Genomic DNA, 22,501 nt, shown 5'->3' on the forward strand with positions numbered 1-22,501 from the left:
CAATTGCAAGGCACCTGTCAGGGATCTGGCGAATCGCTTATGGTAGGACATCAAGCAGTTCGGCTGGCCCCGTCGGCGCGCCGGTCGCTGGTTGATGGCATCCAACTTTATCTGACAGAACGACGAGACGATGGGCCCTACCATACGGTTTTGATGAAATTTAATAATTAGTGATGTCTAATATTGACGTGTGATGTGCGAGTGGTCACTCATGCGGCGTGAGAGCGGCGAAGCATAGTATGTCGCGATGCGCCCTTGGCTTATACTTGATAGCAAGGGACACATGATGAAAAAATCAGCGATGGGTGCAGTCAACCCAAGCAAAAATATCGTATCTATTAGAAATATCGTGGCTATCGTTGCGGCCGCGGCGGTGATCTCTGTGGTTGCAGGCTGTCAGAGTATGGATGCGAACGAAACCAATTCGGTCCTCGTCAAGCCTGTGGTCCACGCCATCCGCAGCCAGCCCGCGGTCCAGCCCGTGCAGGCCGGATTTCTCGTGCGCTCGCTCCGGGCCGACCTTCCGATCCAGATGACAAGCACAACAGGAACTGAAAGTGGCTACGCCTTTGCACCACCGCAACGGATCAGAGCCAGCACGCCGGCGCCGGTGAAAATCTCGTTCAATCCTGGCGATGGCGGCACGTTCTCCGGCGGCTCGCCTTATATCTGCAGCCCTAGCGGGTTTGGCCAGCGCGCGAGCTGTCGCCCCCGCTATCTCTGACCCGTCGAGCGGCGACCGACGTTGCCGCCCTGGCTGGCGGCAGTTTCATTGGCCTGGTCTTCAGTCCGAAAAAAGGAGCGGCTGTCCTGACAATCGTATCGACGTCTGAAAGTTCCGGCACAAAGCCAAGCTGTTCGCGTGCGGCTCCCGGATCGGCGTAGAGCTCCGCCGGATCTCCGGGGCGCCGGCTTCTGAACACTGCCGGGACCGGTCTTGACGTCATTCGGCCGACCGCCTTGACGATTTCCTTGATGGAGACGCCCCGCCCCGTGCCGAGATTGACCGCCAGGCTTTGCCCGCCACCCTCGAGATGCATGAGCGCTTTCAGGTGGGCGCGGGCCAGATCGGTGACGTGGATATAATCCCTTACACAAGTGCCGTCCGATGTGTCGTAGTCGGTGCCGAAAACCTCGATCGCGTCGATGATGCCCGATGCGGCCATGAGCACTCTGGGAACCAGGTGGGTTTCCGGCGAATGCCACTCACCAAGCTCGCCGTCGGGATCGGCGCCACAAGCGTTGAAGTAGCGCAGGATAGCAAATTTCATTCCATACGCGGATGCATAGTCGCCGATGATCTGTTCGCCCATCAGCTTGGAGCGCCCGTAAGGGCTGATCGGATTTTGCGAGGAGGTCTCGCGAACGGGTAACGCTTCCGGCACGCCGTACGTCGCACAGCTGCTGGAGAAGATGATGTTTTCGACCGAACAAGCGCGTGCGGCATCGAGCACCGCGATGGTGCCTGTCACATTGGTTGAATAATATTCGGCCGGCTCGCGAACGGACTCTCCGACATAGGCCAGCGCCGCAAAATGGATCACAGCCGTCGGCCGGTGCGTTTCCATCGCCCGCTTCAATGCATCCCGATCCCGGATATCGCCGACGACGAGCGGACCCCAGCCGACGGACCTCTCGTTGCCGCGGCTCAGATTGTCGAAAACCACCGGCATGTAGCCGGCGGAGGCCAACTGCTTGCAGGTGTGGCTGCCGATGAAGCCGGCTCCACCCGTCACCAGGACTGCCGGCCGGCTCATGAGGCGGCAGCTCCTCTGGCAATGCGGTTTCCGTAGAGCAGGGTGTCAAAATACTCGACGGTGCGCGCGAGCCCCTGGCTCAAGCTGATTTTCGGCTCCCAGCCGAGATTGGCCTTGGCAAAAGAGATGTCCGGCTTGCGCTGCCTGGGATCGTCGACCGGCAACGGCCGATGCACGATCTTCGATCGGGCGTTGGTGTAATCGACGACCAGCGTTGCCAGTTCCATGATGGTGAATTCAGCAGGGTTGCCGAGATTGACCGGGTGGGCGGGCGCGCTCGGCGCGTTCATCAGCCGGACAAACCCCTCGATCAGGTCGTCGGCATAGCAGAAGGAGCGCGTCTGCTGGCCGCTGCCATAGACGGTCAGGTCCTCGCCGCGCAGCGCCTGGACGATGAAGTTCGAAACCACGCGCCCATCGTCGGGCTGCATGCGGCGCCCGTAGGTGTTGAAAATGCGGGCGACACGGATATCGAGGCCATAGGTTCTCGAATAATCGAAGAACAGGGTTTCGGCCGAGCGCTTGCCTTCATCGTAGCAGGAACGCGGTCCGTGCGTGTTGACGTTGCCGAAGTAGCTCTCGGGCTGTGGATGCACGAAGGGATCGCCATAGACTTCGGACGTAGAGGCCTGGAATATCTTGGCCTTGTTCTGTCGCGCGAGTTCCAGAAGGTTCAGCGATCCAAGCACGCTTGTCTTGAAGGTGTGGATCGGGTCTGCCTGGTAGTGCGGCGGAGAGGCGGGGCAGGCGAGATTGTAGATCTCGTCGCACTGAAGATCCGAAGGCAGTGCATCGACGATGTCATGCTCGATGCAGGTGAAGCTCGGATTACGCAGAAGGGTATTGAGATTGTATCTTTTGCCGGTGTGGAAATTGTCCAGCGCGACAACGTCGTATCCGTCCCGCAAAAGACGTTCGCACAGATGCGATCCTAAAAAACCCGCTCCTCCGGCGACAAGGGCGCGTCGTCGGCTTTGGTTGGCGCCCCTTTGGCTGCCGGATTCCAGTTTCAGAACCTTGACAAGCTTACCCATGCTTTCCTCGCACGCACCGCACACGCTACCGCCGGGGCCGGGACAAAGCATCGCCCGGCCACGTTCCTTCAGAACGTGGCAAACCTCCGCGTCTGCGGAATCGCCATCACTGATGTGCGTTAATTGTTCTTTGGCTTTCGCGAAGCTGGTACGACTACACGACCTCCGTGCTGCCGCTCAGCATTCTCTGCGCCCCGAAAACGCGGTCACCCGCTCGGTGTCACCATCGCCGATTGCTCGCCCAAATTGCACATCCCAACATATCGAAAATATACCTGTGGAAATTATAGTCAACTAAATTAGTGATTTCTTAACCAAGTGCGCTCGCGAATGGTTAACGTGAGGGGGCGAGCGTCTCTCGGGCTGAAACACGGCGCATGCGGAAAATCCTCTTTACTAATCAGCATATTGGCTCGATCGACGACAATGTATGACCGGACGCGGAAGCTGTCCCTTGAGGTAGAATCGAAACTTGACAGCAAGGACGACCGAGAATGAGCCGACAGCGATGTCAGCGCAGCGCGCGAAATACTCGGCTTAATTTTTGAGCGCATAGGTAGAACCTTGAATTGTTGCGCGGCCAGGCCGCCAATCTGGTTGCGCTCGCGCCCGCACGGCCCACCTCCAGGTGGCTGCCCGCAACTGGCCATCGCCTTTTGGCCGTCGGGGCGCTATTGGCAAGGTCACGATACGCCATGGTGATCTGAATGCGCTTTCTGTTTGTCCTGATCCTGCTCGTCGGCGCCGGCATCGGTGTCGTCTATCCCTGGGCGATGAGCAACTTCTCCGGCCATGAGATCGGCACCTGGCGGGTCTATGAGCAGGGCCGCTTCAAGCCGCTGACGGTGCCGCTCTCCGGCCGCGACGCGCCGGTGCGGGTGCTGGTCGACCTGACCGCAAGAGCAGAGCGCATCGTTTCGCAGCAGCGCACCGTCCTGACGCTGACCGCTGCAAGCAATGGCCGCACGGTGCTCGCCTCGACGCTGCAGTTCAACCATTCCGACAATCCTCGCCAGGCTAGCCCGCAACTGACCGACAAGATCTTTCGCGACGAGGCCGGCGTGATCGCGACCGTCAGCCCTGGCCCTTATATCTTCACCGTTGGACCGGGTGATGCCGACGACATACCAATGCGGGCGGTCGATCTCATCCTGCGCTCCGGCGCCGGCGAGATCGACAGCCGTGCACGGCCGGTCGGCTTCGCGCTGATGGCGATCGGCCTGATCGGATTCTTGCTGACTTTGCGCACTCGTGGCGGCCGGCCGGAAAATCCGAACTCGCAGCCGCCACCGCCGCGTTGGGGCAGGGGCTGATGCATGTCGCCCAAAAGTGTGCAGCGGTTTTGGGACAACGACATGCATAACGGCACAAAACCATGAACTACCGCCACGCCTATCATGCCGGGAATTTCGCTGACGTCGTCAAGCATGTCGTGCTGACGCGCTTGCTCGAGTATCTGAAGCAGAAGGATAAGGCGTTTCGGGTCGTCGACACCCATGCCGGCATCGGCCGCTACGACCTGTCGTCCGCCGAGGCGCAGAAGACGGGTGAGTGGCAAGGCGGCATCGGCAGGCTGATCGATGCCCCGTTCGCCGCTCCGGTGGCGGCGCTGCTCGCGCCTTATCTGGAGACTATACGGTCGCTCAACCCCGAGGGTGGCATCCAGAAGTACCCGGGCTCGCCGTTGATTGCGCGCCATCTCATGCGCAAGCAGGACAGGCTGACGGCGATCGAGCTGCACCCCAAGGATGCCGCGAGGCTGAGGACGTTCTTTGCCGGCGATTTCCAGGCCCGGATCATCGAGCTCGATGGCTGGCTGGCGCTCGGCGCGCATCTGCCGCCGAAGGAAAAGCGCGGCCTTGTCCTCATCGATCCGCCATTCGAGGAAGCGGGTGAGTTCGAACGCCTCGTCGACGGGCTGATAAGGGCGCACAAGCGGTGGCCCGGCGGCATCTACGCGCTCTGGTATCCGATCAAGGACCGCAAGGCGATCATCGCCTTCCGCAAGGCGCTGAAGCAATCCGGCATTCCGAAGCTGCTCGATATCGAGTTCGAGATCAGGCCGGCCTCTTCGGAACCCAGCCTCGACGGCAGCGGTCTGCTGGTGGTCAACCCGCCGTTCACGCTGGAGGGCGAGCTGCGGACGCTGCTGCCGGCCCTGCACAGGCTGCTTGCGGTGGGGCGGCCGGCGCACTGGTCGCTGGAATGGCTGGCCGGCGAGCAGGCTTGAGGCGGGCTCATCGACGACCCAGTGACCGTACTCCTTAGGGTCTGGATATGAACGTGCCAGAGCCATTCCGGTGCGTGCAAATTCGGCTTTGGTCAAAAAGCGGTTTCAAACTGGGAAACCATTGTCAACGCAACCGCTTGACCGCCGCCAAGCGAATCCGCACAGTGCGCGCAATCGACCTTGAGAGGCTGCCATGACTCGCTTCGCCAAATCCGCCCTTGCCGCCCTGATTTCGCTCTGCACCCCGCTTGCCGCGCCTCTCGGTATCACCCAGACCGTGCAGGCCGCCGATCTTACGGTCTATTCCGATGAAGACAGCGGGGTCTGCGGTCAGCCCTGGGTACTGAACAAGATCACCAGCCGCTTTTCCTATCAGGTGCATCACGTGCCGCATCTGCCTGACGTGCAGATCACCGATTTCCGGCGCATCCACCAGCATCGCTATCTGGCGGCCAACGATACCTGGCCGATCGGTCGCCGTTATTGCGGCGCCACCGTCAGCCTGTCCGACGGCCGCGATCGCACCATCTGGTACCTGATCGAGGAAGGCCAGGGCTTTGCCTCGATCGGCGACAATGTCGAATTCTGCGTCTCGGGCTTCGACCGCTGGATGGTCTACAACGGCCGCTGCCGCATTCTGCGCTAGACCCCGTTTCCCCTTCCAATCTCTTTCGCGCCTGTGGCCTGATCGGCCGCAGGCGTTTTTTCGTGCCGTTGACAGCAGGTTCGATCCGTCGCATACAGGCGAGACAGACCTGTCTCACTACTAGGTAATCTCCATGACGCCATCGTCCGCTTCCGGCAAGCGCCAACACGTCGTTGACACGGCCTACGTGCTGTTCAAGCGCGCCGGCTTCCATGCCACCGGTATCGACCGGATCATCGCCGAAGCCGATGTGGCCAAGATGACGATGTATCGCCACTTTCCCAGCAAGGACGAACTGATCGTCGAGGTGCTCGACTATCGCGCTATGCGTTTCGACCGCCAACTCGACCGGCTCGCCCAGGGGGACGTTCCGCCGGAGCAGAAAATCGGAAAAATCTTCGACTGGCATGCACGCTGGTTCCGCAGCCCGGATTTCCATGGCTGTCTGTTCGCACATGCGCTGGCCGAGTTCGGCGATCCCGGGCACCCGATTTTCGAGGCCGTTGTCAGGCAGAAGAACGGCCTCAAGCGGCGCATGCAGTCTATCCTCGAAGAGATGATGCCGCACGGCCGCGCCGAGAGCGTGGCGGCGACGCTGCTTATGCTGATCGAAGGTGCGACCTTGCTGGCGCAGATGGGGCAGGCAGAAGCCGCCATTCGCGACTCCCGCAAGGCGGCCATGGGCATCGTCGCCGCCTCGCGCCGGCCGCAATGAGCCCGCTGGTCATCGGGCTCGCATTGTTTGCGGCGATCCTGCACGCAAGCTGGAACGCGTTCCTGCGCACGGGGGCCGACAGGTTGTGGACCGTCACCGTCATGAGCTTTTCAAGCACGGCGCTCGCCATCCCCTTCGCCTTCTTCCACGACCTTCCGGCCGCGCCGGCCTGGTCCTATATCGTGCTCTCGGCCTGCCTGCAGGTTGGCTACACCTTGTTTCTCGTGGCCGCCTACAGATATGGCGAACTGGGGCGGGTCTATCCGATCGTTCGCGGCAGCGTGCCGCTGCTTGTCACGCTCGGCGGGTTCTTCCTGGCCAACCAGCAGCTCACTCTGCCGCAGACCGTCGGCGTCGCGCTGGTCGCTGGCGGCATCATGGGCCTTTCACTCGGACGGGGCAGGGCCGCCACGACATCGATATTCTATGCATTGGCAACGGGAGCGATCATCGCCGCCTATGCGACGGTCGATGCGCTCGGCGTTCGCGCGGCGGGAAATGCCGGCGCTTACACCGCATGGGTCCTGCTGATCTACGGCGCGTTGCTGCCGGCGGCCTTCGTCGCCTGCCGTGGCCGGCTCATTGTCGACCTGCGCGCGCCTGAAACCTGGAAGGCGCTGGGCGGAGGCCTGTTTGCACTTCTGGCCTACGGTGTCGTGGTCGCGGCCTTCGCGCTCGGACCAGCAGGTCCGATCACCGCGATCCGCGAAACCAGCGTCGTCTTCGCGGCCTTCATCGGACGCCTGTTCCTCGGCGAGATGCTGACGCCACGGCGGGTCGGCGCCTGCGCTATCGTCGCGCTCGGCGCCATCTGCCTCGGCTATCAGCCGTGACGGAAATGCGGATCGCGAAGATTCTGGACGGCAGCCCGTCTCAGGACGGCGAGGGCTGCTGACGATTTTTGCCACCGGCATCGCGCTCAATCTTGGCAATCCGAAAATGCCGTTGTTCTACGTCGCGCTGTTGCCTGGCGGCGTCGGCGCATCGCTCAATGCTGCTTATCTTGGTGTGCTGATGATGGTGATCCTGGCCGTTGAAGCGGTGGTGATCGGCGTTCATGTCATCCTCGCCGGCCGCGCCCGCAACCTGTTGCGCACGCCAGGGATCGTACGCCGGGTGACCGCGCGGCGGGCGGTGTGATGATCGGCGCCGGCGTTGCCGTTGTTGCCGCGCGCTGAGCTGATTGCCCAGTCGCCACGCTATTTCCTGCGCGGCATCGCCTGATCGATGATCTTGCGCAGGAATGCGGCGTGGCCGCGGAACGCGCGCCGTCCACTCGTGGTCGCCTTGACGCGCGTCTGCGGCCGGCGGCCGACGAACAGCTTTTCGATGTCGACATAACCGGCCCTGGCCAGCGTATCGAGATGCGCGCCGAGATTGCCGTCGGTGACGTCCACGATGGCCTTCAGCCCGGTGAAGTCCAGCGTTTGGCGCCTTTCCAGCATGTTCAGCGCGGCCATGATCCTGAGCCGAGTGCTCTGGTGGATGATTTCGTCGGCACTCATCGATTGGCTCCGGTGCAGCCAAGCCGGAGGCCACCGACAACCATGCCGCCGCCGTGGCGGACCGTCTTGGCAATCTCGAACGGCGACAGCGCCATTTGCCCCTGTGCGATGGACATCGAAGTACTCCGGCATGCCGTGCAGAATACTCTGGCATATAGAGTAGTCTGTCAATTCACGAGCAATCGGGTCTGCGATCGCGCTTGACAAGGTGGTGCATTGGCCGGCTGCCGCATTGCAGTATAGATCGTCCGCCTGCATGAGATGATCGCACCGCTGAGGCTGTGGTCATGATATTGGCGAACGAAGATCGACACGCAAAGCTGTTCGCTGATCTTCGGAGCTTCACGAGAAGAGCGCTCCCGCGGAGTGTGGAGAATGTCGGCGACACATTCTAGCCGATGGTCGAAGATCAGCAGTGAATTTCTGCGACGATCAGCACGATCATGTGCCGATCGTAACCGAAAGTTAAGTTGCGAAAATCAGTCTATTGCTTCGCTGGCTAGCAAGCCGCGAGTCAGATATGCATGAGCGCGCCGGGTCATTACGGCCGTCGGCACAACGGAAGGGGCATCGCATGGCTAAGCAGTCATCCAAAGCGCCGGCGTCGAAGGCACCGGCAAAGAAAGCACCCGCAAAAGCAGCGACGGCGAAGGTCGCAGCTGCAGTGAAGAAAGCAGCACCCGCTGCCAAGCCGAAGGCCGCGGCGGCCAAGGCAAAAGCAGCACCGGCCAAGAAGCCGGCAGCGAAAGCTGCTGCGAAACCGGCAGTGAAGAAAGCAGCACCCGCCAAGGCCGCGGCAAAGCCGGCGGCGAAGGCGGCACCAGCCAAGAAGCCTGCAGCGAAGGCTGCGGCGAAACCCGCAGCGAAGAAGGCAGCACCTGCAAAAAAACCGGCTGCCAAGGCTGCACCTGCCAAGGCTGCACCGGCCAAGAAGCCGGCTGCGAAGGCTGCTCCGGCAAAGAAGGCTGCGGCAGCGAAATCTTCAGCGCCGGTGAAGAAAGCGGCACCTGCGGCCAAGCCGAAGGCAGCACCCGCCAAGGCCGGCAAGAAGTAGTCGCGTCTTCCCTCGCCGGGGGCGGTGCCGAAACAGTCAAGGGCGGGTGCCTGACAGGCGCCCCGTTCGTTGTTTGGCAGTCGGAAGGCGAGAACAGAGGCGGACGGAGGATATCTTTTCGCAGCTCCCAGGACTTCGCCATAGGGCGGAGTCCGGTGGGGCTTTTTGTGCCATTCATTCGCTTGATGAAATATCGGCGCGAGGCCCTTCGGTCTTGGCTGTCGGCTGAGTGATCCCTGCGATTCTGGCAACTCGGCGACTATGTGATCAAGCACCGTCTTCATGGAGCGCTCGCCAAACGGCCCCGGCCGATGAGTCCGCTCGCTGGCGGCCGGGTTTTCCGCTTCTGGCCATTGCTCGATCGCGCTTGATCGGTCAACACTGCCGGCCTGCAAAACAGGAAACCGATCATGCCCAGACTGCTCTATGCGTCCTCCTCTCCCTACAGTTCCAAAGTGCGCATGGCAGCCGCCTATGCCGGCATCGACATCGAAACGGTGGCGGTCAAAACCGACGACAAACCGGCCGAACTGATCGGCGCCAACCCGCTCGGCAAGATCCCGGTTCTGGTGCTCGACGACGGCCGCTCCATCCACGACAGTCGCGCCATCACCCAGCATCTCAACCGTTTGTCGAAGAGCGCGCTTTTTCCACGCAATCCCGACAAGCGGCTCGAGGCTGAAGTGCTGGAGGCGTTGGCCGACGGCATTTGCGACTGCGCGCTGTCGATGGTCTATGAACGGCGCACGCGGCCCGAGGAGATGGTCTATCAGCCTTGGCTCGATCGCCAGTGGGCGAAGATCACGGCGGCACTCGACCTGCTGAATGCCAACCCGCCGAAGCTGCCGAAGAAGATCACCGCCGGCCAGATGGCGCTGCGCGCCTGCCTTGGCTATCTCTCGCTGCGTTTTGCCGGAAAATGGGAGAAGGGTCGCGCCCGGCTGACGCGATGGGCGGCACGCTTCGACGAGAAGTTTCCAGAACTGAAGCCGTGCATTCCTGGTTGATAGCCGATTGCCCGGAATTGATTTCCCGGGTTATCGATTCGATCACCGGGAAAATTACCCAGACACAAAAAAAGCCGGGCGCGAGGCCCGGCTTTTTCGTGTCGTGGCTTGAACGACTTAGAACTTCATACCGACGCCGAAGGTGACGCGGTTGTCGGTGGCCTTGACCTTGCCGATGCCGTCGAAGCTCTTGCTGCCGAAGTCGGTGTAACGATACTCGACGCGGCCGAAGACATTGTCGGTCAGCTTGATGTCGGTGCCAACACCGGCGGTCCAGCCGAGCATCGTTGCGCGATCGCTGGCCCCAAGGACGGTGTCTTCCACCTTCAGGCTTCTGCCGGCGAGACCGCCGGTGCCATAGAGCAGGATTTCTGGGCTGACCGCGTAGCCGAGACGGGCACGCAGCGAACCTTCAAAGCCGGCCTTGGAGTCGATGCCGTTGTCGTCGCCCTTGACGCCGTTGTAGCCGAGTTCGGCTTCAGCGCCGTAGACGAAGTTCTCCTGCTGCCACTGGTAGCCGCCGAAGACACTGCCGACGAAACCCTTGGTATCGGTTTCAACGTCGAAATCCTTTTCTTTGGTCCGGCCGCTGAAGCCATAGCCGACGTTGAGACCGGCGTAGGGGCCGGCCCAGGAAGCGACCGGAAGTTCAGCGATCGGCGCAGGTGCCGGCGGCTCTTCCGAAACCACGTCAGCAGCATAGGCAGTTCCGCTGAGGGCGAAGAGCCCAAGCGCAACGGCCAGCGGCCGTGCGAATTTGAGATTGGCTTGCATTGTTCTTTACTCCTTAAGCCACAGGACACAGGCTTTTTTCTCACGATCGCCATCTACCCGTCCGGGGGGTGAAACGGATCTGGCGTTCGTCGGTTCCAAATGTCGTGTCAAAATGCGGCTGAAGCGAACCTGAACTTGGGTCATTCCCCGGCACGAATGAGGCAGAACCTTGACGTTGCATCTTCGCAACAGCGAAATGGCAGGAACCATCCCATGCTGCGCTGCACACCGCTTGGTGCAAGGACTCCAGCACCCTATATTGCGGTCGTGCGCGCCCGAGTCCAGGGTGGGCCGGGATGTCCAAACGGCCGTTTCGCCACAATGCTGCCCAAGGTGCGAACACCATTTAACGCATGCCGGGCCATATTTCGCCGGCACCGCTTTTTCGGGCCGAAATTGAGGATTGACACCATATGAGCAAAGCCACTGTCACGGCGCTGGTGACGGGCGGGGCCAGGCGGATCGGCAGGGCGATCGTCGAGGATCTCGCCGCGCACGGTTTTGCCGTCGCCATCCATTGCAACCGCTCGCGCATCGAGGCCGATGCGTTGGCTGCCAAAATCATCGCCGGAGGTGGCCGCGCCGCCGTGGTCGCCGCCGACCTGACCGATATGGACGCCGTCGACGATCTCGTCGGCCAGGCGCAAGCAGCGCTCGGACCGATCCCGCTGCTGGTCAACAATGCGTCGCTGTTCGAGGACGATTCGGTTCGGGATTTCGACTGGCGGGCCTGGGACCGGCACTTTGCCGTCCATGTGAAAGCGCCCGCGCTGCTGGCGCAGAATTTCGCCCGGGCGTTGCCGGCAGGGCAGGAGGGCCTGATCGTCAACATGATCGACCAGCGCGTCTGGCGTCCGACGCCGCGCTACTTCTCCTATGCGCTGTCCAAGTCGACGCTGTGGACGGCCACCCAGATGATGGCGCAAGCGCTCGGCCCCAGCATCCGCGTCAATGCCATCGGCCCGGGGCCGACACTGAAGAACGCGCGTCAGGACGACAGCGATTTTGCCGCACAGGTGGATGGCTTGGTCCTCAAGCGCGGCCCGGAATTGCCGGAATTCGGCGCCACAATCCGCTATCTCTGGGAAGCGCGCTCGGTCACCGGCCAGATGATCGCGCTTGATGGCGGCCAGCATCTTGCATGGCAGACGCCCGATGTGACAGGCATGACGGAATGAGTCCTGTAGACCACAAAAGCACGCCGCGCGGCGGCGCCGACGATCTGCCCCCCGATATCGACCTCGAGGACGAGGCGGTCGAGAAGATCGTTGAAACCGTCGGTCCCGATGTCGCCTTCACCGCCATCGACTGGACACCGCATGCCGGCGACGCGGAAGGCATGATCGGCGCCGAGGTGATCCAGACGCTGGTCAAGCGGCTTCCCAACGCGCCCGGCGTCTACCGCATGATGAACGCTGCCGGCGATGTGCTCTATGTCGGCAAGGCGCGCAGCCTGAAGAAGCGCGTCACCAACTACGCGCAAGGCCGTTTCCACACCACCCGCATCGGCCGCATGGTGCGCGAAACGTCGACGATGGAGTTCGTCGTCACCCGCACCGAGATCGAAGCGCTGCTGCTCGAAGCCAACCTTATCAAGCGCTTGCGGCCGCGATTCAACGTCCTGATGCGCGACGACAAGTCGTTTCCCTACATTCTCTTGACCGGCGACCATGTCTCGCCGGGCATCTACAAGCATCGCGGCGCGCGGTCGCGCAAAGGCGATTATTTCGGCCCGTTTGCCTCGGCCGGTGCCGTTGGCCGTACCATCAACTCCCTGCAGCGCGCCTTCCTGCTCAGGAGTTGCACCAACTCGTTCTACGAGAACCGCACGCGGCCATGCCTGCTTTATCAGATCAAGCGCTGCGCTGGTCCCTGCACCGGCGAGGTCTCGCATCAGGACTATGCCGAACTGGTCGGCGAGGCGAAGGACTTCTTGTCCGGCCGCAGCCAGAAGGTGAAGACGGAAATCTCGGCCGCCATGCAGCAGGCGTCGGAAGCTCTCGATTTCGAGCGCGCCGCGATCTATCGCGACCGGTTGGCGGCCCTGTCGCATGTGCAGAGCCATCAGGGCATCAATCCGGCGACCGTCGACGAAGCCGATGTCTTCGCCATCCATCAGGAAGGCGGCCAGGTCTGCATCCAGGTGTTCTTCTTCCGCACCGGCCAGAACTGGGGCAACCGCGCCTATTTCCCCAAGGCCGATCCGGCGTTGGAAGCAGCCGAGGTGTTGGGTTCGTTCCTGGCGCAGTTCTATGACGACAAGCCGACGCCGCGGAACATTCTTCTGTCGCATGGCGTCGAGGATCAGGAACTGCTGGCCGAGGCGCTCTCCACCCGAGCTGGCCGCAAGGTCGCGATCTCCGTGCCGCAGCGCGGCGAGAAGAAGGACCTGACCGACAACGCTTTGCAGAATGCCCGCGAAGCGCTCGGACGCCGGCTGGCTGAAACCTCCACCCAGGGACGCCTGCTTGCGGGTTTCGCCGAGACATTCGGCCTGGCCAAGCCGCCGGTGCGCATCGAGGTTTACGACAACTCACACATCATGGGCACCAACGCGGTCGGCGCCATGGTCGTCGCCGGACCGGAAGGGTTCGTGAAGAACCAGTACCGGAAATTCAACATCCGCTCGACCGAGATCACACCTGGCGACGATTTCGGCATGATGCGCGAGGTGATGGAGCGACGTTTTTCGCGGCTGCTGAAGGAGCATGGCGATGTCCCGGCTGGGGATGCGGCTGATGGTTCGGCGGACGATATGGAGGACGATATCTCCGGCAGCTTCCCGGCCTGGCCCGATGTCATCCTGATCGACGGTGGCCAGGGCCAGATGACCGCGGTGCGCAAGATCCTCGCCGATCTCGGCATCGAGGACCGGGTGGTGGCCATCGGTATCGCCAAGGGCCAGGACCGCGACGCCGGCCGTGAGCGTTTCTTCGTCAAAGGCAGGGACTCGTTTTCGCTGCCGGTTCGCGATCCCGTGCTCTATTTCGTCCAGCGCCTGCGCGACGAGGTCCACCGTTTCGCCATCGGTTCGCATCGGGCGCGCCGCAAGAAGGAGATGGTCAAGAGCCCGCTCGACGAGATCAGCGGCATCGGTCCCGGCCGCAAGCGGGCATTGCTGCTGGCATTCGGCACCGCCAAGGCGGTCAGCCGCGCGGCCATCGAGGATCTGCGGAAAGTCGACGGAATTTCCGAACAGGTGGCGAAACTGGTCTACAATCATTTCCACGAGAGTTGAAAAATCCGGCACTTTCATCTGGCCTGTCGAATCTGGCCTGTTGACCCCCTACATTCGCATCTGATTTGAGTAGGCAGGCAGAAAGAGTTTCCCAGACATGGCCAAGCGCGCGTTCAACCTGCCCAATATGCTCACCTACGCCCGCATCGTCGCGGTGCCGCTGGTGGTGCTGTGCTTTTTTCTCGAAGGACATCTGAAGTCGAGCGACTTTGCCCGCTGGTCGGCGCTGATCATCTTCCTGCTCGCCTCGATCACCGATTATCTGGACGGCTATCTGGCACGCGCCTGGCAGCAGACCTCCAACATCGGCAAGATGCTCGACCCGATCGCCGACAAGCTGCTGGTCGCCACATGCCTGCTGCTGCTGGCCGCCGATACCGATCGCCATGCGGGTATTGCCGGCTGGTCGTTGTGGGCGGCGATCATCATCCTGTGCCGTGAAATCCTGGTTTCGGGCCTGCGCGAGTATCTGGCGGCGCTGAAAGTCTCGGTGCCGGTGACGCAGTTGGCAAAATGGAAAACCGCGATCCAGATGGTCGCCATAGCGTTCCTCTTGGCCGGACCGGCCGGCGACAAGATCTTTCCGCTGACCACGCAGACCGGGCTGGTTCTGCTGTGGATCGCGGCGTTGGTCACGCTCTACACCGGCTACGATTATTTCCGCGCCGGCCTCAAGCACATCATGGACGAGTGAGATGACGACACGGCTCATCTATTTTGCCTGGGTGCGCGAACGCATCGGCATGGCTGAGGAGGATGTCGACCTGCCTGCGGGCATCGAGACGGTGACCGATCTCCTGCGCTGGCTGAAATCGCGCGGCGATGGCTACGAGCACGCTCTGCAATATCCCGACGTGATCCGCGTCGCCATCAACCAGGAACATGTCGAGCACCGCGAGAAGATCGCGGGCGCCCGCGAAATCGCGCTGTTCCCGCCGATGACCGGGGGCTGACATGAGCGGCGCGGTCTTGCCTGTCGTGCGCATTCAGCGCCAGGATTTTGACGTCGCCGCCGAGATCGCCAGACTGACGCAAGGCCGCGCCGATATCGGCGCCGTGGTGACCTTCTCCGGCCTTTGCCGCGACGAGCAGGGCGCGCTCTCAGCGCTCGAGCTCGAACACTACCCCGGCATGGCCGAAGCGGAAATCGCCCGCATCGCTGTTGAAGCGGTCGAGCGTTGGCCATTGCAGGGGCTCACCGCCATCCACCGCCACGGGAAGATCGCGCCCGGCGAGAACATCGTGCTGGTGGTGGCAGCCTCGGCGCATCGCCATGCGGCGTTCGAGGCGGCGAATTTTCTGATGGACTATCTCAAATCGCGCGCGCCTTTCTGGAAGAAGGAGCATCGGGCTGACGGCTCGGAGGGTGGCTGGGTCGAGGCCAAGGAAGCCGATGCAAACGCCGCGCAACGCTGGTATCAGTCCGAATAAGATCCGCCGCAGCCATGCATTGACCGCAATCCTTTGGCCAATTGGCGGGATTGGTCAGCCTCGGCATTGGCAGCCCGGGGCATTGGCAGCCCGGGGTGAGGGAGATGGTCATGCTGGACAGGATCGCGGAGTTCTTGATCTTCGGTTTCGTGCCTCTGGTCGTCGGCATATTGGCCGTTCCGGAGCAGTCTGTTGCCACCGAAAGGGCCGTGAGAGGCGAGGTGATCTATCGCGAGCGCATTGCCTTGCCGCCCAGTGCCGTGCTCTCCGTCCAGCTGGCGGACGTGTCGCTGGCCGACGCGCCGGCCACCATCATCGGTGAGCAGCAAGTAAAGCCGGCAGGCCAGGTGCCGATCAGCTTCGAGATCAAATTCGACCCTTCGGTCATCCGGTCGCAGATGACTTACGCGTTGCAAGCCCGCATCACCGTCGACGACAAGCTGCTGTTCATCTCCGATATGCGCCATCAGGTCGATCCGTTGGCCGACGTGCCGCAGACCATCATGCTGAAGATGGTCACCCCGAGTGCCGAGCCGACGGCTTCCGTCTTCGACCAGCCCTGGCTGGTCGACTATATCGACGGCATCGGCGCTATTGCTGCCCCGCAAGCGACGTTCAGGGTCAGCGGGGCCGGCAAGGCGGGCGGCAGCGGCCCCTGCAACACCTACTTCGCCACCGCCAAACTCGATGGGCAAACGATCGCGATCAGGGACATCGGCTCGACCTACAAGGCCTGTGCGCCCGAGGTGATGGCCGAGGAAAAGGCGCTGTTCGATGCGCTGGCCAAGGCGGCGTCATACCGTGTCGATGCCGGCAAGCTCATCATATCAGACAAGGATGGCCGCGAGATCCTGCGCTTCAGCGCCGCTAGCTGACCCCCAACGAAAAAGGCCGGCGAAACGCCGGCCTTTTCACGTAATCCAAGGTCTGGACTATCGGCTCAGCCGACGATCTCGGTGTCCGAGAACCAGTACTTGATCTCTTCTGCCGCGGTCTCCGGCGCGTCGGAGCCGTGCACCGAGTTTTCGCCGATCGACAGCGCGTGAACCTTGCGGATGGTGCCTTCGGCGGCGTTGGCCGGGTTGGTGGCGCCCATCACTTCGCGGTTCCTGGCAATGGCGTTCTCGCCTTCCAGCACCTGGACGACGGTCGGTGCCGACGACATGAATTCAACCAGTTCGCCGAAGAAGGGGCGGTCCTTGTGGACGGCATAGAAGCCTTCCGCTTCGCGGCGGCTCATCCAGACCCGGCGCGAGGCGATGACGCGCAGGCCTGCCTCTTCCAGCATCCTGGTGATGGCACCAGTGAGATTGCGCCGGGTTGCGTCCGGCTTGATCATGGAAAATGTGCGTTCGAGCGCCATGGGTCGTCCTTGTCTGAGAATGGAATTGAGAGTGGCGGGCTCTATACAAGCCGCCCGGCCCATTGCCAAGGGGTGAGGCCAAAGGGGTGAGGCCAAAGGGGTGAGGGATGGTCCGCGAAGCGGACGGAAAGCCAATTGCTTGGCTCCGAGCGACGAACGGTGAAAGCCCGGTCCGCCTTCGGGCGGATTGAAAGGTCCAGTGGACCTTTCAAAGGGTTTGAACGCCCGAAGGGCAGGGAGCGATAGCGAAGGGCAGGCCGCTGCGCTTTTCTGTGCTCCCGAAGCCGAGATCAGACGGCTACACAGCAACGCGTTGCTTGCTATACTCGCGTGTCGGCGCCGCGCTGAGGTCGGGCCGTATGGAGACACCATGACCATGACAGACGATCGTCAGGAACGCATTCGCAACCGTGCGCACCAGCTCTGGCTGCAAGAGGGCCAGCCGGCTGGACATCATGAGCGCCATTGGCATCAGGCGGCCGCCGATGTCGACCAGGAGGACGCCGCGGGCAAGTCGGCGGCCAAAAAGCCAACCAGGAAGGCAACTGGCGCCGCCAAGGCAAAGGCCGCCCCCAAGGAGGCAAAGGCTGCCACGAAGGCCGGCAAGCCAAAGAAGGCGGCGGCCAAGTAAGCTTTACGGCGTCAAGCCGCGGCGGCGATCTTTCGTCCCAGCCCGCCATGCAGGTCGAGGCAGCGGGCGAACCACTGCGCCACCACGTCGCCGTCGTCGAGCAGTTGGTAGGGCGAGGCTATGCGCGCCCATTGCAGGGCGCCGAAGACGATATAGTCGCTGAACAGCGGCGCCGCGCCGCCGATGAATGGCTGATAGGAGAGCATCGAGCGCAATGGCTCCAGCGAGGCTCTGAAATTGCCGAGCCCAGCTTCCCTGGCGGCCTTCACCTCCTCCAGCCGCTTGCCAAGACGCTGCTCCCGGCTCTGGCGGAAATAGACGGCGTTTTCCGCGTCCTGCATGGCATGGAGGTCCATGATCGCCGCGGTGGTCACGTAGGGATGAATGGTCACTTGCGACCAGCGTTCGACGAAGCGCGCCATCGCCTTGCCGCCTTCACCGCCAAACAGCGTCGGCCGGTCCGGATAGGCCTCATCGAGATAGAGCGCGATGGCGAAGGAATCCGCGACGACCGTCTCGCCGTCCCGGATCACCGGAACGGTTTTCGAAACGCCGCCCTCGACAGCGGGCACCTCGAGAAAGCGCGTCGGTACGGTCGATATGTCGAGCCCCTTGTGGGCAAGCGCCATCACCACCTTCCAGCAATGCGGGCTGAACGGACGTGTGGTGTCGCGTCCGACGAGATCATAGAGCAGAATGGTCATTGGCGGCGGCGTTCCTGCGGGTTAGGTAGGCCCCGCATCGACGTGAGCCGAGGGAAGCCATGAGACAGCATTTCATGATGTTTGCGGCCTATAATCAATGGGCCAACGGTCGCATCTATGATGCCGCCGCCGAACTCGATGACGAGGAATTCAACCGCGATGTCGGCGCCTTCTTCGGCTCGATGATGGGCACGCTCAACCACCTTTTGACGGCCGACCGGATCTGGATGAAGCGCTTCACCGGCGAGGGCGACGCGCCGACGACACTGGATGCCATCCTGCATTGGGGGTTGACCGGCCTGCGGGCGGCGCGTGAAGCCGAGGACAGGAGGATCATCGATTGGGTCGGCGGCCTCAATGACAAGGCGTTGACGGGCCGCTTCACCTACATGACCGTTTCGGACATGCGCACCGTCTCGCAAAGGCTGGCGCCGGCGCTGGATCATGTCTTCAACCACCAGACCCACCATCGCGGCCAGGCGCATACGATCCTGACCATCCTGGGACGGCCAAGCCTGGGGTTGGACCTGATGCTTTTTCAGCGGACCGAGGAGGGCAGAGCTTTCGCCTGATTCGGTGCCGTCCGAAGGTCGAAGAGCTTGCGCCTACTATCGCTGCATTTTGTGCTGCAGCATTGTCTTTGCATCTGAAATTAGCCGGCACACCGGATACTTGCCCGAGATTCAGGCGGCCGTCGAAGCCTCGCCCCTGATTTCGCTGTCCAGTTGGCACTGCGTCAGAGCCGCTTCCGCCATCACCCACTGCTTGAACAACTGGACCTTGCGTGCGGCAAGGCCTCTCAGCGGGGAAACAAAATACCAACCAGCCGTGTTCGGGTGGTGGACGGCGAAGGGAGCCACCAGCCTTTCGGCGCGGATGTCGCTGGCCATATAGGCACGGTTGGCCACCGCAAAGCCCATCCCGGAATTGGCTGCCTCGTAGGACATCATGCACGAGTCGAAATAGATGCTCTTGGTCTCGCTGAGCACGAAGCTGGCGCCGGCGAAACCAAGCCAGGATTGCCAATTTTGGGTGCAGGTGTCGGAATGCAGCAGGGTGAAGTGCTTGAGGTCGTCCGGTGTCACCTTCGACAGCCGCTTATCGCCGAGAACTTCGTGGAACAGCTTGCGGCTGCACACCGGTGTCAGGTCTTCGCGAAACAGCAGATCGGATTGCAGCCCGTGAAAGTGACCGTCGCCATAACGGATTTCGAGATCGAATTCCGAGGCCGTGAACTCATGCGTCGCGTAGGAGGTCGAGACCCGCATTACGATATCGGGATATTGCTGCTGGAACAGCGGCAGGCGCGGAAACAGCCAGCGTGCCGCAAAGGTCGGCAGCACCGATATTTTTAGCACATGCTCCTGCGATTGCCCGGTCGCTTCCATGCTGGCGGCGACGATTCGCTCCAGCGCCTCGCGAACGCGCGAGACATAGGTCTCGCCCTCCGGCGTCAACGACACCGCATTGCCGCCGCGCTGGAAAATCTTGAAACGAAGCTGATCCTCAAGGCTTTTCACGCGCTGGCTGACCGCTGAAGCGGTAATAAACTGTTCTTCGCCGGCACGCGTGAAATTACCGTGCCTCGCAGCACTCTCCACGATTTTAAGCGAATTGAGGTTGACCTGACTGAGCAGACGCACGGTTTCGACCTTAAGCTTGGCTTACACTAGCACCAGCATTCCTAATTTTACAGGGGTGGGTGAATTAATCGACTGTTTACCAAGTGTTGCCCCCATCCTGGAGAAGTACAATGAACGCCCATACCATTCCCGAACTGCGTTATGCGATGAGCCGCGAAGCCATTATCGGCCATGAAACCGCCTGGAAAGTGTCGAGTTTCGGTGTCGCGCAATATTTGCACGGCTATGACCCGGCACTGCTTGCAGCTATCGAGGAGGCTGCCCTGAAGCTCAAGGCCAGCCATGCCGTGCACAAGCACCTCGATCTGACCTTCATCACCGGGGCCGACCGTTTCATCCCCCAGATCAAGGAATTGCTGCATGACAAGCTGCGCCTGGAGCGGCTGTCCGACATGATGGGCACCAAGCTGGAGCCCTATCCGCTATCGATCGTCGGCTCGACGGTCACCTTCATGAATCCAAAGGACGGCGCCGTGGAGTGGCATTGCGATGGCGTTCCGGTCACAGAGCTCATTCCGCTGTCGATCAGCAATCCGCTGGTCGGCGGCCACCTCGAAATCTACTGCGACGACTCCGAAACCGGCCGCGCCATTCTCGAAGCCGGCCGCGAAATCCCGCGCAACAGTGTCATGCGCATCGATCACAAGATGAACTACGCGACGCTCGGCCAATTCCTGGGCGTCCTGCATCGCACCGCTCCGATCCGGTTCGGCGAGCGCGTCACGCTGGTGCTCAACCAGCGCTCGGTGGCCAAGCCCTATGTCGACGATAACAGAATGTTCTATCTCGCCGCCGACAACGACCACGACCGTGAGTGGGTCAGCGAACTGGCCGAAGATGTCTGGACCAATCAGCTGCCGGCCTATCGTCGGTTCGAGGCGGAGCATCCCGTGCCCACCGCCGTCGAGGCACCGGTTCCGGGCGGCGCCAGGGAATCATGGTAATGAACCATGACCCCGATAAGTCGGAACCGGTTTTCGGACAGGATCATGGTCGAACAGCAACATAGAGTCCCATGCCGATTGTTTCGGCAGGGATCCGGCTCGATATCCGCGTTGGTCTTCGCTGCCGGTGCGGTGGCGTTGTGGTCCACCAATGCCCTGGTCGGCAAATCCCTGCTGGCCAGCCACCCGGTGTCGCAGGTCCAGTTCCTGCAATTTGCAGGCGCAGCACTCGTCTTCGCCGCTATCAGATTGATGAGCCGCGAAAGAGTAGTACCGGTCACCGCCGGGGCGGCGCTCATCTCTCTCGCGGTCGGCTTCATCGGCCTGGTCGGCACCATGGTGCTGCAATACATCGCCTTCGCTTCGATGCCGGTGATCGAGGCCAATCTGGTGGCCTACACCTGGCCGTTGATGGTCGCGGCGGCAGTCATTGCCTTGGAAAATCCGCGGCGTCCGGCACTGTTGGGTCTCGCCGCGGTGGTGGGCTTCATCGGCGTTGCACTGGTGATTTCGGGAGGGCGCAACCAATCCTGGTTCGAAGGCGATCTGGTCGGCTATCTCGCCGCATTCGGGTCCGCGCTATGCATGGCCTTCTATTCGATCATGGTGGGACGGGTGGCCACTCCAGCGGATCGCCTGTTGCTGCCATCGTCTTTGATTGGCGTCGCTTTGATGTTTCTGTGGTGCGCTCGCGACGGTTTCACCTGGCCCGTCGGCGGGGATCTGGCCCTCGGCCTTTATCTCGGCGCCGGTCCGATGGGCCTGGGCTACTATTTCTGGTCGCGCGCCTTGAAGCTTGAAGGCAGCGGCAGGGTCGCGGTGGTCGCCTATCTCACGCCGATCGCCTCGACCCTGCTTTTGACCTTATCCGGCGAACGGCTGACGGTGACGGCCATTGTCGGAGCCATCCTCGTCATCGGCAGTTGTGTCGCGGTCGGTGTGGAACGTTCGGAGGTCGAAAACCATGTTTGACGAGAATGAGCGTCTGGCCATTCAGGAAGCGCATTGGCTGATCGACGAATTCGGCGCCGAGGCACCGCTCTACGCCGCGATGAGGGCCGAAAAGGCCATAGAACAAAAGGATTTCGCGCGTTGCGCCCGCTGGAAGCGTATTCTGGAGATATTGGACGAAAGTCCTGCCGCTAAGTCTGCTGGTTCCAAGTATTAGATTTTCTAATTTGCACGGCGTCGATTTCGCATGAATGCTATTTTTGCCGATTCTTCATTCTTTTATGAGACTTGGCGGTCCGTTGGGGGACGCGGTTAAAGAGATACATCGACACAAGTCTTCGCTGGGGTGGAGGATTTTGTCGCAAATAAGGTGAAAGAATTGTCAAATATCGATGATAAGACCGTTATCGAGCTGACGGCCGATATTGTCTCGGCCTATGTAGGCAACAATCCGCTTCCTGCTGCCGGCCTGCCTGAGTTGATTGCCAGCGTCAGTGCTTCGGTTCGCAAGCTCGCTGGTGCAGTTGTCGCGGAAACTCCAAACCTGGTTCCGGCAGTCAATCCGAAGAAGTCGGTGTTTCCCGACTACATCATTTGCCTTGAGGACGGAAAGAAGTTCAAGTCGCTCAAGCGGCATCTGCGGACCGACTACGGCCTGAGCCCGGACGATTATCGGGCCAAATGGGGCTTGCCGCCGGACTATCCGATGGTTGCGCCAAACTACTCGGCGACGCGATCGGCGCTGGCAAAGTCGACGGGACTTGGCCGCAAGCCGGCAGCAGCGCCGGCCGCTGTCGCCAAGGCAACGAAGCGCAAGGCGACTGCCTGAGAGCAGGCAAGCCACTGTTCGGCTGCTTTGACGACGCCCTCGCTG

27 protein-coding genes and 1 pseudogene are annotated in these 22,501 nt (G+C 61.7%); 20 read left to right on the forward strand and 8 right to left on the reverse strand.

Annotated elements, in window-relative coordinates; translation table 11 throughout:
* Positions 1 to 283: 283 nt before the first annotated feature.
* Entirely contained in the window at positions 284 to 724 is a 441-nt protein-coding gene (locus tag AC0L24_RS03910) for a hypothetical protein (RefSeq protein ID WP_348629725.1), read from the forward strand.
* Here AC0L24_RS03910 and galE read toward each other — a convergent pair.
* Complete coding sequence (gene galE, locus AC0L24_RS03915; RefSeq protein ID WP_127397616.1) at positions 678 to 1,757, reverse strand: UDP-glucose 4-epimerase GalE; 1,080 nt, start codon at positions 1,755 to 1,757, stop codon at positions 678 to 680. The genes AC0L24_RS03910 and galE overlap by 47 nt on opposite strands.
* The gene (locus tag AC0L24_RS03920; RefSeq protein ID WP_128288452.1) at positions 1,754 to 2,791 is read right to left on the reverse strand and encodes a UDP-glucuronic acid decarboxylase family protein; all 1,038 of its coding nucleotides are present in this window, start codon (positions 2,789 to 2,791) and stop codon (positions 1,754 to 1,756) included. Before AC0L24_RS03920 ends, galE begins: the two co-directional genes overlap by 4 nt.
* 707 nt (positions 2,792 to 3,498) lie before the next feature.
* On the opposite strand from AC0L24_RS03920, the gene AC0L24_RS03925 reads away from it, so the two are divergent.
* The 6 genes and pseudogenes from AC0L24_RS03925 to AC0L24_RS03950 all read left to right on the forward strand — a co-directional run.
* Complete coding sequence (locus AC0L24_RS03925; protein ID WP_127268682.1) at positions 3,499 to 4,104, forward strand: hypothetical protein; 606 nt, start codon at positions 3,499 to 3,501, stop codon at positions 4,102 to 4,104.
* A 62-nt stretch (positions 4,105 to 4,166) separates the two neighbouring features.
* Positions 4,167 to 5,021 carry a 23S rRNA (adenine(2030)-N(6))-methyltransferase RlmJ gene (locus AC0L24_RS03930; protein WP_127397707.1) on the forward strand — a complete coding sequence of 285 codons (855 nt, stop codon included), beginning with the start codon at positions 4,167 to 4,169 and terminating at the stop codon, positions 5,019 to 5,021.
* Positions 5,022 to 5,214: 193 nt separating this feature from the next.
* Positions 5,215 to 5,667 (forward strand): hypothetical protein, encoded by a 453-nt coding sequence (locus AC0L24_RS03935; protein WP_023813788.1) that lies wholly within the window; start codon positions 5,215 to 5,217, stop codon positions 5,665 to 5,667.
* A 133-nt stretch (positions 5,668 to 5,800) separates the two neighbouring features.
* On the forward strand, positions 5,801 to 6,382 hold the full coding sequence (locus AC0L24_RS03940; protein WP_127810842.1) for a TetR/AcrR family transcriptional regulator: 582 nt from the start codon (positions 5,801 to 5,803) through the stop codon (positions 6,380 to 6,382).
* Entirely contained in the window at positions 6,379 to 7,215 is an 837-nt protein-coding gene (locus AC0L24_RS03945) for a DMT family transporter (protein WP_127810841.1), read from the forward strand. The genes AC0L24_RS03940 and AC0L24_RS03945 overlap by 4 nt, the downstream gene beginning before the upstream one ends.
* Before the next feature lie 31 nt (positions 7,216 to 7,246).
* Positions 7,247 to 7,560, forward strand: a pseudogene (locus AC0L24_RS03950) (LysE family translocator); the annotation flags it as partial.
* 21 nt (positions 7,561 to 7,581) lie between these two features.
* Here the strand turns inward: AC0L24_RS03950 and AC0L24_RS03955 are convergent.
* Both AC0L24_RS03955 and AC0L24_RS03960 read right to left on the reverse strand, forming a co-directional pair.
* Positions 7,582 to 7,887 (reverse strand): transcriptional regulator, encoded by a 306-nt coding sequence (locus AC0L24_RS03955; protein ID WP_127268687.1) that lies wholly within the window; start codon positions 7,885 to 7,887, stop codon positions 7,582 to 7,584.
* A gap of 465 nt (positions 7,888 to 8,352) precedes the next feature.
* Positions 8,353 to 9,225: a hypothetical protein gene (locus AC0L24_RS03960; protein WP_210214651.1), complete on the reverse strand. Its 873-nt coding sequence runs from the start codon at positions 9,223 to 9,225 to the stop codon at positions 8,353 to 8,355.
* A 126-nt stretch (positions 9,226 to 9,351) separates the two neighbouring features.
* Here AC0L24_RS03960 and AC0L24_RS03965 point away from each other — a divergent pair, with 126 nt between their 5' ends.
* The gene (locus AC0L24_RS03965) at positions 9,352 to 9,948 is read left to right on the forward strand and encodes a glutathione S-transferase family protein (protein ID WP_127319025.1); all 597 of its coding nucleotides are present in this window, start codon (positions 9,352 to 9,354) and stop codon (positions 9,946 to 9,948) included.
* A gap of 117 nt (positions 9,949 to 10,065) precedes the next feature.
* On the opposite strand, the gene AC0L24_RS03970 is transcribed toward AC0L24_RS03965, so the two are convergent.
* Complete coding sequence (locus tag AC0L24_RS03970) at positions 10,066 to 10,722, reverse strand: outer membrane protein (protein ID WP_023812630.1); 657 nt, start codon at positions 10,720 to 10,722, stop codon at positions 10,066 to 10,068.
* 413 nt (positions 10,723 to 11,135) lie between these two features.
* On the opposite strand from AC0L24_RS03970, the gene AC0L24_RS03975 reads away from it, so the two are divergent.
* From AC0L24_RS03975 to AC0L24_RS04000, 6 genes are all read left to right on the forward strand, one after another.
* A complete protein-coding gene (locus tag AC0L24_RS03975) occupies positions 11,136 to 11,900 on the forward strand; it encodes an SDR family oxidoreductase (RefSeq protein WP_127319023.1) in 765 nt (254 codons plus the stop codon).
* Positions 11,897 to 13,960 (forward strand): excinuclease ABC subunit UvrC, encoded by a 2,064-nt coding sequence (gene uvrC / locus AC0L24_RS03980; protein ID WP_127810839.1) that lies wholly within the window; start codon positions 11,897 to 11,899, stop codon positions 13,958 to 13,960. The genes AC0L24_RS03975 and uvrC overlap by 4 nt, the downstream gene beginning before the upstream one ends.
* A gap of 97 nt (positions 13,961 to 14,057) precedes the next feature.
* Positions 14,058 to 14,654 carry a CDP-diacylglycerol--glycerol-3-phosphate 3-phosphatidyltransferase gene (gene pgsA / locus AC0L24_RS03985; RefSeq protein ID WP_023673449.1) on the forward strand — a complete coding sequence of 199 codons (597 nt, stop codon included), beginning with the start codon at positions 14,058 to 14,060 and terminating at the stop codon, positions 14,652 to 14,654.
* A gap of 1 nt (position 14,655) precedes the next feature.
* Positions 14,656 to 14,913 carry a molybdopterin converting factor subunit 1 gene (gene moaD, locus AC0L24_RS03990; protein WP_127267618.1) on the forward strand — a complete coding sequence of 86 codons (258 nt, stop codon included), beginning with the start codon at positions 14,656 to 14,658 and terminating at the stop codon, positions 14,911 to 14,913.
* Position 14,914: 1 nt separating this feature from the next.
* Positions 14,915 to 15,391: a molybdenum cofactor biosynthesis protein MoaE gene (locus tag AC0L24_RS03995; protein ID WP_127267617.1), complete on the forward strand. Its 477-nt coding sequence runs from the start codon at positions 14,915 to 14,917 to the stop codon at positions 15,389 to 15,391.
* A gap of 110 nt (positions 15,392 to 15,501) precedes the next feature.
* A complete protein-coding gene (locus AC0L24_RS04000; RefSeq protein WP_127397431.1) occupies positions 15,502 to 16,266 on the forward strand; it encodes a YbaY family lipoprotein in 765 nt (254 codons plus the stop codon).
* Between the two features lie 65 nt (positions 16,267 to 16,331).
* On the opposite strand, the gene ndk is transcribed toward AC0L24_RS04000, so the two are convergent.
* Complete coding sequence (ndk, locus tag AC0L24_RS04005) at positions 16,332 to 16,754, reverse strand: nucleoside-diphosphate kinase (protein WP_013532476.1); 423 nt, start codon at positions 16,752 to 16,754, stop codon at positions 16,332 to 16,334.
* A 370-nt stretch (positions 16,755 to 17,124) separates the two neighbouring features.
* Here ndk and AC0L24_RS04010 point away from each other — a divergent pair, with 370 nt between their 5' ends.
* Positions 17,125 to 17,385: a DUF2934 domain-containing protein gene (locus AC0L24_RS04010; protein WP_127331827.1), complete on the forward strand. Its 261-nt coding sequence runs from the start codon at positions 17,125 to 17,127 to the stop codon at positions 17,383 to 17,385.
* Positions 17,386 to 17,396: 11 nt separating this feature from the next.
* Here AC0L24_RS04010 and AC0L24_RS04015 read toward each other — a convergent pair whose 3' ends face one another.
* The gene (locus AC0L24_RS04015; RefSeq protein WP_127397433.1) at positions 17,397 to 18,089 is read right to left on the reverse strand and encodes a glutathione S-transferase family protein; all 693 of its coding nucleotides are present in this window, start codon (positions 18,087 to 18,089) and stop codon (positions 17,397 to 17,399) included.
* A 59-nt stretch (positions 18,090 to 18,148) separates the two neighbouring features.
* Between AC0L24_RS04015 and AC0L24_RS04020 the strand changes: the two genes are divergently transcribed.
* A complete protein-coding gene (locus tag AC0L24_RS04020) occupies positions 18,149 to 18,661 on the forward strand; it encodes a DinB family protein (RefSeq protein WP_127810836.1) in 513 nt (170 codons plus the stop codon).
* Between the two features lie 111 nt (positions 18,662 to 18,772).
* On the opposite strand, the gene AC0L24_RS04025 is transcribed toward AC0L24_RS04020, so the two are convergent.
* The gene (locus AC0L24_RS04025; RefSeq protein WP_027037936.1) at positions 18,773 to 19,732 is read right to left on the reverse strand and encodes a LysR substrate-binding domain-containing protein; all 960 of its coding nucleotides are present in this window, start codon (positions 19,730 to 19,732) and stop codon (positions 18,773 to 18,775) included.
* Between the two features lie 110 nt (positions 19,733 to 19,842).
* Here AC0L24_RS04025 and AC0L24_RS04030 point away from each other — a divergent pair, with 110 nt between their 5' ends.
* From AC0L24_RS04030 to AC0L24_RS04045, 4 genes are all read left to right on the forward strand, one after another.
* Positions 19,843 to 20,676 (forward strand): hypothetical protein, encoded by an 834-nt coding sequence (locus tag AC0L24_RS04030; protein WP_164873868.1) that lies wholly within the window; start codon positions 19,843 to 19,845, stop codon positions 20,674 to 20,676.
* A gap of 45 nt (positions 20,677 to 20,721) precedes the next feature.
* The gene (locus AC0L24_RS04035) at positions 20,722 to 21,648 is read left to right on the forward strand and encodes a DMT family transporter (protein WP_127810835.1); all 927 of its coding nucleotides are present in this window, start codon (positions 20,722 to 20,724) and stop codon (positions 21,646 to 21,648) included.
* The gene (locus tag AC0L24_RS04040; protein WP_024504288.1) at positions 21,641 to 21,844 is read left to right on the forward strand and encodes a hypothetical protein; all 204 of its coding nucleotides are present in this window, start codon (positions 21,641 to 21,643) and stop codon (positions 21,842 to 21,844) included. Before AC0L24_RS04035 ends, AC0L24_RS04040 begins: the two co-directional genes overlap by 8 nt.
* A gap of 162 nt (positions 21,845 to 22,006) precedes the next feature.
* Positions 22,007 to 22,456 carry a Ros/MucR family transcriptional regulator gene (locus tag AC0L24_RS04045; RefSeq protein ID WP_127268153.1) on the forward strand — a complete coding sequence of 150 codons (450 nt, stop codon included), beginning with the start codon at positions 22,007 to 22,009 and terminating at the stop codon, positions 22,454 to 22,456.
* Positions 22,457 to 22,501 lie beyond the last annotated feature (45 nt).

It is taken from the genome of Mesorhizobium sp. WSM4809 (assembly GCF_055811655.1).

Excerpts from the sequence above, each read along its gene's own strand:
- AC0L24_RS03970 (WP_023812630.1), bottom strand. The coding sequence starts at position 10,722 with ATGCAAGCCAATCTCAAATTCGCACGGCCGCTGGCCGTTGCGCTTGGG.
- pgsA (WP_023673449.1), top strand. The coding sequence starts at position 14,058 with ATGGCCAAGCGCGCGTTCAACCTGCCCAATATGCTCACCTACGCCCGC.
- galE (WP_127397616.1), bottom strand. The coding sequence starts at position 1,757 with ATGAGCCGGCCGGCAGTCCTGGTGACGGGTGGAGCCGGCTTCATCGGC.
- AC0L24_RS03925 (WP_127268682.1), top strand. The coding sequence starts at position 3,499 with ATGCGCTTTCTGTTTGTCCTGATCCTGCTCGTCGGCGCCGGCATCGGT.
- AC0L24_RS03945 (WP_127810841.1), top strand. The coding sequence starts at position 6,379 with ATGAGCCCGCTGGTCATCGGGCTCGCATTGTTTGCGGCGATCCTGCAC.
- AC0L24_RS03910 (WP_348629725.1), top strand. The coding sequence starts at position 284 with ATGATGAAAAAATCAGCGATGGGTGCAGTCAACCCAAGCAAAAATATC.
- AC0L24_RS03995 (WP_127267617.1), top strand. The coding sequence starts at position 14,915 with ATGAGCGGCGCGGTCTTGCCTGTCGTGCGCATTCAGCGCCAGGATTTT.
- AC0L24_RS04035 (WP_127810835.1), top strand. The coding sequence starts at position 20,722 with ATGGTCGAACAGCAACATAGAGTCCCATGCCGATTGTTTCGGCAGGGA.
- AC0L24_RS03960 (WP_210214651.1), bottom strand. The coding sequence starts at position 9,225 with ATGAAGACGGTGCTTGATCACATAGTCGCCGAGTTGCCAGAATCGCAG.
- AC0L24_RS04020 (WP_127810836.1), top strand. The coding sequence starts at position 18,149 with ATGAGACAGCATTTCATGATGTTTGCGGCCTATAATCAATGGGCCAAC.
- AC0L24_RS03920 (WP_128288452.1), bottom strand. The coding sequence starts at position 2,791 with ATGGGTAAGCTTGTCAAGGTTCTGAAACTGGAATCCGGCAGCCAAAGG.
- AC0L24_RS04015 (WP_127397433.1), bottom strand. The coding sequence starts at position 18,089 with ATGACCATTCTGCTCTATGATCTCGTCGGACGCGACACCACACGTCCG.
- AC0L24_RS03935 (WP_023813788.1), top strand. The coding sequence starts at position 5,215 with ATGACTCGCTTCGCCAAATCCGCCCTTGCCGCCCTGATTTCGCTCTGC.
- AC0L24_RS03965 (WP_127319025.1), top strand. The coding sequence starts at position 9,352 with ATGCCCAGACTGCTCTATGCGTCCTCCTCTCCCTACAGTTCCAAAGTG.
- AC0L24_RS03975 (WP_127319023.1), top strand. The coding sequence starts at position 11,136 with ATGAGCAAAGCCACTGTCACGGCGCTGGTGACGGGCGGGGCCAGGCGG.
- ndk (WP_013532476.1), bottom strand. The coding sequence starts at position 16,754 with ATGGCGCTCGAACGCACATTTTCCATGATCAAGCCGGACGCAACCCGG.
- AC0L24_RS04040 (WP_024504288.1), top strand. The coding sequence starts at position 21,641 with ATGTTTGACGAGAATGAGCGTCTGGCCATTCAGGAAGCGCATTGGCTG.
- AC0L24_RS04010 (WP_127331827.1), top strand. The coding sequence starts at position 17,125 with ATGACCATGACAGACGATCGTCAGGAACGCATTCGCAACCGTGCGCAC.
- AC0L24_RS03930 (WP_127397707.1), top strand. The coding sequence starts at position 4,167 with ATGAACTACCGCCACGCCTATCATGCCGGGAATTTCGCTGACGTCGTC.
- AC0L24_RS04000 (WP_127397431.1), top strand. The coding sequence starts at position 15,502 with ATGCTGGACAGGATCGCGGAGTTCTTGATCTTCGGTTTCGTGCCTCTG.
- AC0L24_RS03940 (WP_127810842.1), top strand. The coding sequence starts at position 5,801 with ATGACGCCATCGTCCGCTTCCGGCAAGCGCCAACACGTCGTTGACACG.
- AC0L24_RS04030 (WP_164873868.1), top strand. The coding sequence starts at position 19,843 with ATGAACGCCCATACCATTCCCGAACTGCGTTATGCGATGAGCCGCGAA.
- moaD (WP_127267618.1), top strand. The coding sequence starts at position 14,656 with ATGACGACACGGCTCATCTATTTTGCCTGGGTGCGCGAACGCATCGGC.
- uvrC (WP_127810839.1), top strand. The coding sequence starts at position 11,897 with ATGAGTCCTGTAGACCACAAAAGCACGCCGCGCGGCGGCGCCGACGAT.
- AC0L24_RS03955 (WP_127268687.1), bottom strand. The coding sequence starts at position 7,887 with ATGAGTGCCGACGAAATCATCCACCAGAGCACTCGGCTCAGGATCATG.